At 69.3% G+C, this 12,751-nt stretch carries 13 protein-coding genes; 3 read left to right on the top strand and 10 right to left on the bottom strand.

The window, feature by feature from the left end:
• Positions 1-44: 44 nt before the first annotated feature.
• Positions 45-1,001, top strand: a complete 957-nt coding sequence (locus MW290_RS19690; protein ID WP_250199384.1) for an asparaginase — start codon at positions 45-47, stop codon at positions 999-1,001.
• Positions 1,002-1,100: 99 nt separating this feature from the next.
• Here the strand turns inward: MW290_RS19690 and MW290_RS19695 are convergent, their stop codons facing one another.
• The 8 genes from MW290_RS19695 to dapC all read right to left on the bottom strand — a co-directional run bounded on the left by MW290_RS19695 (position 1,101) and on the right by dapC (position 9,517).
• Positions 1,101-1,535 (bottom strand): organic hydroperoxide resistance protein, encoded by a 435-nt coding sequence (locus tag MW290_RS19695; protein ID WP_250199385.1) that lies wholly within the window; start codon positions 1,533-1,535, stop codon positions 1,101-1,103.
• Positions 1,536-1,568: 33 nt separating this feature from the next.
• On the bottom strand, positions 1,569-2,069 hold the full coding sequence (locus MW290_RS19700; RefSeq protein ID WP_250199386.1) for a MarR family winged helix-turn-helix transcriptional regulator: 501 nt from the start codon (positions 2,067-2,069) through the stop codon (positions 1,569-1,571).
• 98 nt (positions 2,070-2,167) lie between these two features.
• On the bottom strand, positions 2,168-4,195 hold the full coding sequence (locus MW290_RS19705; RefSeq protein WP_250199387.1) for an ABC-F family ATP-binding cassette domain-containing protein: 2,028 nt from the start codon (positions 4,193-4,195) through the stop codon (positions 2,168-2,170).
• On the bottom strand, positions 4,195-5,085 hold the full coding sequence (gene prmB / locus MW290_RS19710; protein ID WP_250199388.1) for a 50S ribosomal protein L3 N(5)-glutamine methyltransferase: 891 nt from the start codon (positions 5,083-5,085) through the stop codon (positions 4,195-4,197). Before prmB ends, MW290_RS19705 begins: the two co-directional genes overlap by 1 nt.
• Positions 5,082-6,227, bottom strand: coding sequence for a succinyl-diaminopimelate desuccinylase (gene dapE, locus MW290_RS19715; RefSeq protein WP_250199389.1), 1,146 nt, complete (start codon positions 6,225-6,227; stop codon positions 5,082-5,084). Before dapE ends, prmB begins: the two co-directional genes overlap by 4 nt.
• Positions 6,227-7,468, bottom strand: a complete 1,242-nt coding sequence (locus MW290_RS19720; protein ID WP_250199390.1) for a PilT/PilU family type 4a pilus ATPase — start codon at positions 7,466-7,468, stop codon at positions 6,227-6,229. The genes dapE and MW290_RS19720 overlap by 1 nt, the downstream gene beginning before the upstream one ends.
• Positions 7,469-7,487: 19 nt before the next feature.
• On the bottom strand, positions 7,488-8,309 hold the full coding sequence (dapD, locus tag MW290_RS19725) for a 2,3,4,5-tetrahydropyridine-2,6-dicarboxylate N-succinyltransferase (RefSeq protein ID WP_250199391.1): 822 nt from the start codon (positions 8,307-8,309) through the stop codon (positions 7,488-7,490).
• Positions 8,310-8,317: 8 nt separating this feature from the next.
• On the bottom strand, positions 8,318-9,517 hold the full coding sequence (gene dapC / locus MW290_RS19730; RefSeq protein ID WP_250199392.1) for a succinyldiaminopimelate transaminase: 1,200 nt from the start codon (positions 9,515-9,517) through the stop codon (positions 8,318-8,320).
• A 130-nt stretch (positions 9,518-9,647) separates the two neighbouring features.
• On the opposite strand from dapC, the gene MW290_RS19735 reads away from it, so the two are divergent.
• Both MW290_RS19735 and MW290_RS19740 read left to right on the top strand, forming a co-directional pair.
• A complete protein-coding gene (locus MW290_RS19735; protein ID WP_250199393.1) occupies positions 9,648-10,550 on the top strand; it encodes an alpha/beta fold hydrolase in 903 nt (300 codons plus the stop codon).
• A gap of 4 nt (positions 10,551-10,554) precedes the next feature.
• Positions 10,555-11,625: a tartrate dehydrogenase gene (locus tag MW290_RS19740; protein ID WP_250199394.1), complete on the top strand. Its 1,071-nt coding sequence runs from the start codon at positions 10,555-10,557 to the stop codon at positions 11,623-11,625.
• Between the two features lie 15 nt (positions 11,626-11,640).
• Here MW290_RS19740 and MW290_RS19745 read toward each other — a convergent pair whose 3' ends face one another.
• Positions 11,641-12,066, bottom strand: coding sequence for an SET domain-containing protein (locus MW290_RS19745; RefSeq protein ID WP_250199395.1), 426 nt, complete (start codon positions 12,064-12,066; stop codon positions 11,641-11,643).
• A gap of 10 nt (positions 12,067-12,076) precedes the next feature.
• A complete protein-coding gene (queF, locus tag MW290_RS19750) occupies positions 12,077-12,505 on the bottom strand; it encodes a preQ(1) synthase (RefSeq protein WP_250200063.1) in 429 nt (142 codons plus the stop codon).
• Positions 12,506-12,751 lie beyond the last annotated feature (246 nt).

Raw genomic sequence — 12,751 nt, forward strand, 5'->3', positions numbered from 1 at the left:
GTGGATTCGTCCAGTCACTGTATTCCTATCCAGCCGCAAAATCAATGCAAAACGCGCAAACCGCACTCGACAAGGTCGTGATCCTGGGTACCGGCGGCACCATCGCCGGCACCGCGGCCGATGCCGGCGACACCGTGGGCTACACCGCCGGCCAGCTGGGCGTGGCGCAGCTGGTGACCGCGGTGCCGGCACTGGCCGGCCAGCCGCTGGAGGCCGAGCAGGTGGCGCAGCTGGACAGCAAGGACATGCGCTTCGACGTGTGGCTGCAACTGGCCACGCGCCTGGCCCACCACCTGGCGCGGCCCGAGGTGGTCGGCGTGGTGGTGACGCATGGCACCGACACGCTGGAGGAAACCGCGTTCTTCCTGCAACAGGTGCTGGCGCCGGCCAAGCCCGTGGTGCTGGTGGCGGCCATGCGGCCGGCCACCGCCTTGCTGGCCGACGGCCCGCAGAACCTGCTGGATGCGGTGCTGCTGGCGCGCACGCCCGGCTGCCAGGGCGTGCTGGCCTTGTTGGGCGGCACCGTGCATGCGGGCGGCGAGGTGCGCAAGACGCACACGTACCGGCTGGATGCCTTCGGCTCCGGCGATGCCGGCCCGCTGGCCTATGTGGAAGCCGATCGGGTGCGGGCGCTACGACCGTGGCCGGCGCCGCGCGCGGGCGCGGTTGAACGGCTGGCGGGGCTGCAGTCGGCGCCACAGCCCTGGCCGTGGGTGGAAATCGTCACCAGTGCCGCCGGTGCGGATGGCCGTGCGGTGCAGGCACTGCAGGCTGCGGGCGTGGCCGGCCTGGTGGTGGCGGGCACCGGCAACGGCACCTTGCATGAGGCTTTGGAGGCGGCCCTGCGCAGCGCCGAGGTGGCCGGTGTTCAGGTTCTGCGTTGCAGCCGCTGCCTGGCCGGCAGCGTGATCGAGGTGCCTGGCGCTTTGCCGGCGGCCGGAGCCCTCACGCCGCAGCAGGCGCGGGTGGCGCTGCTGCTGCGGCTCTTGCACGTGGATTGAGCCCCCAAGCTCGCTGCGCTCGCTGCCCCCCAAGGGGGCGTCCAGTCCCTTGGGGCGGCCCGGCGGGACTGGTGGAGCCCGCAAGCTCGCTGCGCTCGATCAGACCGCGACGTTCAGCGTCACGTCGATGTTGCCGCGGGTGGCGTTCGAGTACGGGCACACCTGGTGGGCGGCGTCGACCAGCTCTTGCGCCTTGGCTTGTTCCCAGCCCGGGATGGTGATGTTCAGCACCGCGCTGATGCCGAAGCCCACCTTGCCGCCGGCCAGCGGGCCGATGCCGATGTCGGCGGTGATCGAGGTGTCGGCGGGCAGGGCGGCCTTCTGCTGGCCGGCGACGAACTTCATCGCGCCCAGGAAGCAGGCGGAGTAGCCGGCCGCGAACAGCTGTTCGGGGTTGGTGCCGTCGCCGTTGCCACCCATTTCCTTGGGCGGGGCCAGCTTGACTTCCAGCTTGCCGTCGTCGCTCTTGGACTTGCCATCGCGGCCGCCGGTGGAGGTGGCGTGGGCGGTGTACAGGGTCTTCTCGATCGCCATGGTGGTCTTCCTTCGGTTTGACATTCGTGCGGATCAAGCCGCCGCACGTTCGGCGTGTTGTGCCAGGTTGTCACGTAGCTGCTTGAGCCGCTGCGTGAGCGTGACGAGTTCATCCAGCGCGCAGCCGCTGGCACAGGCCACGGCCTGCGGCACGGCATGCGCCTGCGCCTTCAGGGCCCGGCCGGGCGGTGTGAGCTGCACCCGCACGCGCCGTTCGTCCTGCCGGTCGCGCACCCGGGTGACGTAGCCCGACGCTTCCAGCCGCTTGAGCAGCGGCGTCAGCGTGCCCGAGTCCAGTGACAGCCGGTGGCCGAGTTCACCCACGGACACATCGTCGGTTTCCCACAGCACCAGCATCACGAGGTACTGCGGGTAGGTCAGGCCCAGCGGGTCGAGCAGCGGCTTGTAGAGCTTGGTCATCGCCAGCGAGGACGAGTACAAGGCAAAGCACAGCTGCAGGTCCAGCGCCAGCCACGCATCGGCGGTGGCCGGAGGGCCGTCGGGCGTGGTGTCGGGGGCGTTTGTCGAGCGCATGGCTAGTAATGTAGTACTCAATTAAATTGCGTACAACTGAAATGGTCTTTGCGAAGAATCCCGGCGCGCGGCCTGCGCGCCAGGCGTTGCACTCAGGGTCAGCCCGCGGAGGCCTGCAGCGCTTCGATCTCGCTGCTCAGTTCCAGCCAGCGCTCTTCCAGCATCGTCATCTCGGCGCTGATGTGGTTGAGCTTGCGGCCCAGCTCGGCGATTTCGCTGCCGGGCAGGCTGCCGCTGGCCAGTTGCGCCTCGCAGTCACCGCGTTCGGCGGCGAGCTTGGCCATGCGGCTGTCGACGCGCTCGATCTCGATGCGCAACGGCCGCGTGCGCTCGGCCAGCTTGGCGCGGGCTTGCGCCTGGGCCTTGCGATCTTCGCGGCGGCCGGGGCCCTGCTGCTGGGCAGGCGCGGGCGCGGGGGCAGGGGCCGGCGCCACGGCCGCCGGCTTGGGCGACTCAGGCAGCGGCGTGGCGTTGTACTTCTCGCCCTTGGCCGCGGCCCTCTGCACCGCGCGGGATTGCTCCAGCAGCCAGCGCTGGTAGTCGTCCAGGTCGCCATCGAAGGGCTGCAGGCCGCCGGCCGTCACCAGCCAGAACTCGTCGCACACCTCGCGCAGCAGTGCGCGGTCGTGGCTCACCAGCATCACCGAGCCTTCGAACTCGTTCAGCGCCATCGACAGCGCTTCACGCGTGGTCAGGTCCAGGTGGTTGGTGGGTTCGTCCAGCAGCAGCAGGTTGGGCCGCTGCCACACCAGGCTGGCCAGCACCAGGCGCGCCTTCTCGCCGCCCGACAGCGAGCCGATGCGCTGCTGCACCATGTCGCCGGTGAAGCGGAACTTGCCGAGGAAGTCGCGCAGCTCCTGCTCGCGCGCCTCGGGGCCGACGGTGCGGGCCAGCCGCACCATGTGCTGCAGCGGCGCGTCGTCGGCATGCAGCAGGTCCATCTCCTGCTGCGCGAAGTAGCCGATGGCCAGGCCCTTGCCTTCGGTGATCTCGCCGCCCAGCGCCGGATGCTCGCGCGCGATGGTCTTGACCACGGTGGACTTGCCCTGGCCGTTGGCGCCCAGGATGCCGATGCGCTGGCCGGCCAGCACGGTGCGGGTGACGTTGTGGACGATGGGCTTGGGCACACGCACCGACGCGTCGTCGGCCGACGGCACCATGTACCCACACACTACTTCGCGCATGGCCAGCATCGGGTTGGGCAGGCTCACCGGCTCCTTGAACTCGAAGCTGAAGTCGCTGGCCGTGAGCACCGGCGCCAGCTTTTCCATGCGGTCCAGCGCCTTGACCCGGCTTTGCGCCTGCTTGGCCTTGCTGGCCTTGGCCTTGAAGCGGTCGATGAAGCGCTGCAGGTGGGCGATGCGCTCCTGCTGCTTGACGAACGCCGTGGCCTGCTGGCTCATGCGCTCGGCGCGCATTTCTTCGAAGGTGGTGTAGTTGCCGCCGTAGCGCGTCAGCTTGGCCTCGTCCAGGTGCAGCGTCACCTTGGTGATCGCGTCCAGGAACTCGCGGTCGTGGCTGATCACGATCATGGTGCCGGAAAAGCGCTGCAGCCAGCCTTCCAGCCACACCAGGGCGTCGAGGTCCAGGTGGTTGGTGGGCTCGTCCAGCAGCATCAGGTCGGCCGGGCACATCAGCGCCCGCGCCAGCTGCAGCCGCATGCGCCAGCCGCCCGAGAAGCTGTTGACCGGCGCGTCCAGCTGCTGCACCTGGAACCCCAGGCCCAGCAGCAGCGCCTGCGCGCGTGAGCGCGCATCGAAGCCGCCCGCCTCCTCGATGGCCATGTGCGCATCGGCGATGGCATGGCCGTCGTCGCTGGTCTCGGCCGCCGCCAGCGCGGCCTGCGCCTCCATCAGCGGGATGTCGCCCTGCAGCACGAAGTCGGTCGCGCTGTCGCTGGTTTCGGGCATGTGCTGCGCCACCTCGCCGATGCGCCAGCGCGGCGGGATCTCGGCATCGCCGGCATCGGCGCCCAGCCGGCCGGTGAGCAGCGCGAAGAGGCTGGACTTGCCGGCGCCGTTGCGGCCGACCAGGCCGATCTTTTCGCCCGGGTTCAGCGTGACGCTGGCGTTGTCCAGGACGACCTTGGTGCCGCGGCGGAGGGTGAGGTTGCGAAGGGTGATCATCAGGAAACAGACAGTGCGCCCAGCGCGTCGCGGTCCAGCAGCAGCACCTGGTCGTCGCCGGCGCTGGTGGGCAGCCACACGGGCGCCAGCGCGGGAAAGGCCGCCTCGAAGTGCTCGCGCTCGTGGCCGATCTCGAGCACCAGCACGCCGTGGGGCGACAGCCGCTGCGGCAGCTCGGCCAGCAGGCGGCGGATGAAGTCCATGCCGTCTTCGCCGCCGGCCAGGGCCAGCGCGGGTTCGGCACGGTATTCGGCGGGCAGCGCGGCCATGGACGCGCTGTTGACGTAGGGCGGGTTGCACAGCACCAGGTCGTAGGGGCCGGGCAGGGCGGCCAGGCCGTCGCTGTGCAAAAGGCGGATGCGGTCGGCCAGCCCATGGCGGTCGACGTTGATGCGGGCCACGGCCAGCGCATCGTCGCTGATGTCGGCCGCGTCCACCTGCACCTCGGGCCAGGCCATCGCGGCCAGCACGGCCAGGCTGCCGTTGCCGGTGCACAGGTCCAGCACCTGGCGGGTGTGCTCGCTCAGCCAGGCGTCCAGCGTGCCGTCGGCCAGAGGCTCGGCGATCAGCGAACGCGGCACGATCACGCGTTCGTCGACATGGAAGCTCACGCCCTGCAGCCAGGCTTCCTGCGTCAGGTAGGCGGCGGGGCGGCGGCTGTCGATGCGCTGCTGGATCAGCGCGTCGATGGCGGCCTGCTCGTCGGCGTTCAGCAGGCGCTCGGCCACCTCGTCCAGCGCATCCAGCGGCAGGCCCAGGCGCCACAGCACCAGCCAGGCGGCTTCGTCGAAGGCGTTGGTGGTGCCGTGGCCATAGCTCACGCCGGCCGCGTCCAGCCGCGCCGCCGCGGCTTCGATCGCGGCGACGAGGTTCAACGTTTCAACGCTCATGCCAGCACCTTTTCCAGCAGCCGGCGGTAGATGTTCTTCAAGCGTTCGACGTCGGCGGCGATCACGTGCTCGTCGATCTTGTGGATGCTGGCGTTGATCGGCCCGAACTCCATCACCTGCGGGCAGTGCTTGGCGATGAAGCGGCCGTCCGACGTGCCGCCGGTGGTCGACAGCTCGGTGGTGACGCCGGTCTCGTCGTGGATGGCCGCGCCCAGTGCTTCGGTGAGTGTGCCCACCGGCGTCAGGAAGGGCTCGCCGCCCAGCGTCCAGTCGATCTGGTACTGCAGGCCGTGCTTGTCCAGCACCGCGGCCACGCGGGCCTTCAGCGCCTCGGGCGTGGATTCGGTGCTGAAGCGGAAGTTGAAGTCAATCACCAGCTCGCCCGGGATCACGTTGGTGGCGCCGGTGCCGCCGTGGATGTTGGACACCTGCCAGCTGGTGGGCGGGAAGTAGGCATTGCCGCTGTCCCACACCATCGCGGCCAGTTCGGCCAGCGCTGGCGCCGCCTGGTGGATGGGGTTGCGCGCCAGCTGCGGGTAGGCGATGTGGCCTTGCACGCCGATCACGCGCAGCTTGCCCGACAGCGAACCGCGGCGGCCGTTCTTGACCATGTCGCCCAGCGCGCTGACGCTGGTGGGCTCGCCCACCACGCACATGTCCAGCTTCTCGCCGCGCTGGGCCAGCAGGTCCACCACCTTCACGGTGCCGTCCAGCGCCGGGCCTTCTTCGTCACTGGTCAGCAATAAGGCGATGGCGCCGGCATGCGCGGGCTGCGCGGCCACGAATTCCTCGGCCGCCACCACCATCGCGGCGATGCTGCTCTTCATGTCGGCCGCACCGCGGCCGTAGAGCTTGCCGTCGCGGTGGGTGGGCGTGAAGGGGTCGCTGTGCCACTGGTCCAACGGCCCGGTGGGCACCACGTCGGTGTGGCCGGCCAGCACCAGCGTGGGCCCCGGGCGGGCGCCACTGCGCTTGGCCCACAGGTTGGTGACGCGGAAGTTCGCCGGGCCGCTTTCGATGGTTTCGCAGACGAAGCCGATGGCCTGCAGCCGGCTGGCGATCAGCGCCTGGCAGCCCGCATCCTCTGGCGTGGTGGAGTTGCGGGCGATCAGCGCTTCGGCCAGGTGCAGGGCGGCAGTCATCAGGTGCGGGGCAGGGTGGGAAAGGTGGACGGCCCCGGGGCGGTGCCGCCGAAGGGCGTGGCATGGGCCGGGACCAGCGAAGCGGCGGCGCCGGGCGCCGGCACGTCCACCGTCACTTCGGTGTACACCGCCACGTCGGATTCATCGGCGCGGGCGACCGGCTTGGCCGCCTGCAGTGCCGCGTTCTGCAGCCGCCACAGCAGGTTGGTGGGTGAATCGGCATTGGCCAGCGCTTCGTCGCGGGTGACGCTGCCTTCGTTCACCAGGCGCGCCAGGTCCTGTTCGAAGGTCTGCGAGCCTTCGGCCAGCGACTTTTCCATCGCCTCCTTCACGCCGTGCATGTCGCCCTTCTCGATCAGCTCGGCCACCAGCTGGGTGTTGAGCATGACCTCGATGGCCGGCACGCGGCCGCCCGAGGTGGCGCGCAGCAGCCGCTGCGACACCACGGCGCGCAGGCCGGCGGCCAGGTCGGCCAGCAGCGAGCCGCGCGACTCAGGCGTGTACATCGACAGGATGCGACCCAGCGCGTGGTAGCTGTTGTTGGCATGCAGCGTGGCCAGCACCAAGTGGCCCGACAGCGCGTACGACAGCGCCAGCGACATGGTCTCGCGGTCGCGGATCTCGCCGATCAGAATGCAGTCGGGCGCCTGCCGCAGCGCATTGCGCAGCGCCACCTGCAGGCTTTGCGTGTCGCGGCCGATCTCGCGCTGGTTGATGATCGACTTCTTGTTGTTGAACAGGAACTCGATCGGGTCTTCGATGGTGAGGATGTGGCCGGTGAGCCGCTGGTTGCGCAGCTCCAGCATCGAGGCCAGCGTGGTGCTCTTGCCGCTGCCGGTGGCACCCACCATCAGGATCAGGCCGCGCTTGTCCAGCACGATCTGCGACAGCACGTCGGGCACGCCCAGCGTGTCGATCGGCGGAATGTGGAAGGGGATGCAGCGGAACACCGCGGCGATGGAGCCGCGCTGCTTGAAAGCCGACAGCCGGAAGCTGCCGACGCCCGGCACGCCCACCGCCGCATTGAGCTCGCTGGTGCTGTCCAGCTCGGCCAGCTGCGCTTCGGTGAGCATCTCGGCCAGCAGCTGGCGCGGCTGGGCCGGCGTCAACGGCTGGTCGGACAGCTGCATCATCTGCCCGTTGACCTTGATGAGGATCGGCGTCTTCGCCGAGATGTAGGCGTCGGAGGCCGATCGCTCGGCCATCAGCCGCAGCACGCGCTCGAGATTGCCGCCGCTCATCGGGGATGGGCGCTGACGATCAGGCGCGCAGCAGGTCGTTCAAGCTGGTCTTGGCGCGGGTCTGCGCGTCCACCTTCTTGACGATCACCGCGCAATACAGGCTGTACTTGCCATCGGCGCTGGGCAGGTTGCCGCTCACCACCACCGAGCCGGCCGGCACGCGGCCGTAGTGCACCTCGCCGGTTTCACGGTCGTAGATCTTGGTGCTCTGGCCGATGTACACGCCCATCGAGATGACCGAGTTCTCCTCCACCACCACGCCTTCGACGATCTCGGAGCGGGCGCCGATGAAGCAGTTGTCCTCGATGATGGTGGGGTTGGCCTGCAGCGGCTCCAGCACGCCGCCGATGCCCACGCCGCCCGACAGGTGCACGTTCTTGCCGATCTGCGCGCAGCTGCCCACGGTGGCCCAGGTGTCCACCATCGTGCCTTCATCGACGTAGGCGCCGATGTTCACGTAGCTGGGCATCAGGATCACGTTCTTGGCCAGGTAGCTGCCGCGGCGCGCCACGGCCGGCGGCACCACGCGCACGCCGGTGGCGCGCATCTCTTCTTCGCTCAGGTGCGCGAACTTGGTGGGCACCTTGTCGAAGAAGGCCAGCTCGCCGGCATGCATGGGCTTGTTGTCGTTCAGGCGGAAGCTCAGCAGCACCGCCTTCTTCACCCACTGGTTCACCGTCCACTGGCCCACCGATTGGCGCTCGGCCACGCGCAGGCGGCCGGTGTTCAGCTGGGCGATCACCTCCTCGACGGCCTCACGCACCTCGGGCGCGTTCAGCGCGGTGATGTCGGAGCGCGCTTCCCACGCGAGGTCGATGGTGGATTGCAGTTGTGCGGTCATGGGGGGTCTCACAAGGACTTGACGTAGGAGGCGATGCGTTGGGCCGCCTCGAGGCATTCGGCCACTTCGGCCACCAGGGCCAGGCGCACACGCCCGGCACCGGGGTTGCTGCCATGCGCGCTGCGTGCGAGCAGGCTGCCCGGCAGCACCGCCACATTGTATTGAGCGAGCAGGCCGCGGGCGAAGGCGATGTCGTCGCCGTTGAAGGCGGCCGGCACGCCGGCCCACAGGTAGAAGCTGGCGTCGGGCAGGGCCACGTCCATCACGGCCTGCAGCACCGGCGTCACCTGGGCGAACTTGGTGCGGTACAGCTCGCGGTTGGCCACCACGTGGTCTTCGTCGTTCCACGCCGCGATGCTGGCCGACTGCACCACCGGGCTCATCGCGCTGCCGTGGTAGGTGCGGTACAGCAGGAACTGCTTCATCACCTCGGCATCGCCGGCCACGAAGCCCGAGCGCATGCCCGGTACGTTGCTGCGCTTGCTCAGGCTGGTCAGCATCACCAGGCGGCGGAAGTCGTCGCGGCCCAGCGCCTTGGCGGCCTGCAGCCCGCCCAGCGGCGGCTCGTCGCGGAAGTAGATCTCGGAGTAGCACTCGTCGCTGGCGATCACGAAGCCGTGGCGGTCCGACAGCTCGAACAGCGTGCGCCACTCGTCCAGCGGCATCACCGCGCCGGTGGGGTTGCCCGGCGAACACACGTACACCAGCTGCGTGCGCGCCCAGGTGGCCCCGTCGATCTGCGACCAGTCGGGCGCGAAGTTGCGCGCCGGGTCGCTGTTGGCAAAGGCCACCTCGGCGCCCGAGAGCAGGGCCGCGCCTTCGTAGATCTGATAGAACGGATTGGGGCACACCACCGTGGCGCCGGGCCGTGTGGGGTCGATCACCGACTGCGCCAGCGAGAACAGCGCCTCACGCGAGCCATTGACCGGCAGCACCTGCGTGGCTGCATCCACCGCCACGCCGTAGCGGCGTTGCAGCCAGCCGGCAGCCGCCTCGCGCAGCTGGGGGTCGCCCGCGGTGGCAGGGTAGCTCGACAAGCCCTTGAGCGACGAGGTCAGCGCCTCTTCGATCAGCGCGGGCGTGGGGTGCCGCGGCTCGCCCAGGCCCAGGCTGATGGGGCGCAGGGCCGGGTTGGGCATGATGTCGCGGGTGAGTTGCCGCAGCCGCTCGAACGGATACGGCTGCAGGCGGTGCAGCAGAGGATTCATCGGGCGATTATCGCGAAGCGACCTTCACCGCATTGATGCCATTGGCGACGGGATGAAGTGCGCAGGAAGAACGTATGGCGCCGCGACCTGCGCCTACAGTGGCGGCTCCTTCAGCAGCAGGAACGCCGCCATGAGCCTGTACCCCGGCTATCCGTCGCACCTCATCACCACCGCCCCCGGCGTGCAGATCGCCTGCGTCACCGGCGGTGAAGGCCCGCCCTTGCTGCTGCTGCACGGCCATCCGCAGACCAAGGCCATCTGGCACAAGGTGGCGCCGGTGCTGGCGCGCCACTTCACGCTGGTCATCGCCGACCTGCGCGGTTATGGCGACTCCTCCAAGCCCGCGGGGAGTGCCGACCCTGCGCTGTATGCCAAGCGCACGATGGCCGCCGACATGCTGGCGGTGATGCGGCAGCTGGGCCATGAGCGCTTCCAGGTGCTGGCCCATGACCGCGGCGCCCGCGTGGCCCACCGGCTGGCGGCCGACCATCCGCAGGCCGTGCAGCGCCTGGTGGTGCTGGACATCGCGCCCACGCTGGCCATGTACGAGCAGACCAACGAGGCCTTTGCCCGCGCCTACTGGCACTGGTTCTTCCTCATCCAGCCAGCGCCGCTGCCCGAGCGGCTGATCGAGGCCGACCCGAGCGCCTACCTGCACGACGTGATGGGCCGCCGCAGCGCCGGCCTGTCGCCCTTCACGCCCGAGGCCTGGGCCGACTACGAACGCTGCATCGCGCTGCCCGGCGCCGCCCATGCGATGTGCGAGGACTACCGCGCCGCCGCCGGCATCGACCTGCAACACGACCGCGCCGACCGCGAGGCGGGCCGCCGCCTGCCCATGCCGGTGCTGGCCCTGTGGGGCGCGCAGGGCGTGGTGCAACGCTGTTTCAACCCGCTGGCCGAGTGGCAGCGGGTGGCCGACGACGTGCAGGGCGGTGCGCTGCCCTGCGGCCACTACATCGCCGAAGAGGCGCCCGAGCAGCTGCTGGAACGCATGCTGCCCTTCCTGCAAAGCCCCCACCAAGGAGAGTGAACCCATGAGCCAAACCCATCGCATCGCCGTCATCGCCGGCGACGGCATCGGCAAGGAAGTGATGCCCGAGGGCCTGCGCGTGCTGGACGCCGTGGCCACCCGCTTCGGCCTCCAGTGGCAGTGGGACGAATTCGACTGGAGCTGCGAGCGCTATCTGAAGGAGGGCGCCATGATGCCCGCCGACTGGAAAGCGCAGATCGGCGGCCACGACGCCATCTTCTTCGGCGCGGTGGGCTGGCCGGCCACGGTGCCCGACCATGTCTCGCTGTGGGGCTCGCTGCTGCTGTTCCGCCGCGAGTTCGACCAGTACGTGAACCTGCGGCCCGCGCGGCTGATGCCGGGCGTCAAGAGCCCGCTGGCCGGCCGCCAGGTGGGCGACATCGATTTCTACATCGTGCGCGAGAACACCGAGGGCGAGTACTCCAGCGTCGGCGGCAAGATGTTCGAAGGCACCGAGCGCGAGATCGTGCTGCAGGAAAGCGTGTTCAGCCGCCACGGCACCGAGCGCATCATGAAGTTCGCCTTCGAGCTGGCCATGAAGCGGCCCAAGCGCCACCTCACCTCGGCCACCAAGAGCAACGGCATCTCCATCTCGATGCCCTACTGGGACGAGCGCTTCGCCGAGCTGGCCAAGGCCTACCCCGAGGTGCGCACCGACAAGTTCCACATCGACATCCTGACCGCGCACTTCGTGCAGCACCCGGACTGGTTTGACGTGGTGGTGGCCAGCAACCTGTTCGGCGACATCCTGTCCGACCTGGGCCCGGCCTGCACCGGCACCATCGGCATCGCGCCTTCGGCCAACCTCAACCCTGAGCGCAAGTTCCCGTCGCTGTTCGAGCCGGTGCACGGCTCGGCGCCCGACATCTACGGCAAGGGCATCGCCAACCCCATCGGCCAGATCTGGGCCGGCTCGATGATGCTGGAGCACCTGGGCCACGCGGAAGCCGGCGCCGCCGTGCTCAAGGCCATCGAAGACGTGCTCCAGGACGGCCCCCGCACGCCCGACCTGGGTGGCAAGGCCACCACGGCTGACGTGGGCAAGGCGATTGCCGAGGCGGTCGCCAAAGGCTGAGATCGAGCGGGGCGGCTACAGCCGCCCCACGCACCCCGGCGCGCCGCAGCGGCATTCGAGCTTGCCTTCGTGGTGCGTCTCGCCATAGTTCACCGTCACCTCGTCGCCCACGGCGATGGATTGGATGGCGTAGAACTCGATGCGGCCGTCGCGGATGACCAGCCGGGCATTGGGCTGGCACGAGTGGTTGGTGAAGCGCATCGGGTCGGTGCTCTTCGAGGCATCGATCGCCGTCTTGTGCGACACCTCCACGATCATGATGCGCTGCTGGCCTTCGGCGCGGCGGCGGGCCTCGGCCACGCTGATGGCCTCGCCGCGGATCTCACCGATCTTCAGCCGCGGCGGAATCGGCTCGGCCGCGAAGCAGCCGAAGCCGTCGATGCGGCTGCGCGCCACGCGCACGTCGAACTTCTGGTAAGGCGGGCGTTCGGCCAGCGGCATCGTGCGGCCCTTACAGCAGGCCGGTTTCGGCGGCGTGCTGCGGCAGCTGCACCACCGGCAGCGGCTGCCAGCCCTTCTGGCGGTGCTCGGCCACCACGTTGGTGTAGATGCCACCGCGCACGTACCACTTGGCGGTGATGCGCACGAAGCGCGGGTCGCTCGCCTTCACGATGTCGTCCAGGATGGTGTTGGTCACCTTCTCGTGGAACGCGCCTTCGTTGCGGTAGCTCCAGAAGTACATCTTCAGGCTCTTGAGCTCGATGCACAGCTGGTCCGCGATCATGTCGATCGTGAAGTGCGCGAAGTCGGGCTGGCCGGTCAGCGGGCAGTGGCAGGTGAACTCGGGCACCTGGAACTGGATGACGTAGTCACGCTCGGGCGCCGGGTTGGGGAACACGTGCAGTTCCTTGCTCGGGGCGCTGGGCGGGTTGGGCGGCATCTGGCGCTCGGGCGCGCCGGTGTGGGCAGTGACCTCCGCGACGGCGGAAGACTTGGATTTCTTGGCGTTCTTGGCCATGGCAGCGGGTGGCGGCGCCTGGCGCGCCGCGGGTGCAACAAGGGGTAGCGCGCCCGGGAAAGCCCCGGAGGCAAAGGGGCGCGATGGTATCATCCGGCCGCTTTCTTGCCCCCGAGCAAGGGCAAAAAAACCTTCTGAATCAACACCTTGGCGCGCTCCAGGGGCACG

It is taken from the genome of Aquincola tertiaricarbonis, from assembly GCF_023573145.1.
GTDB classification, from domain to species: Bacteria; Pseudomonadota; Gammaproteobacteria; order Burkholderiales; family Burkholderiaceae_C; genus Aquincola; species Aquincola tertiaricarbonis_B.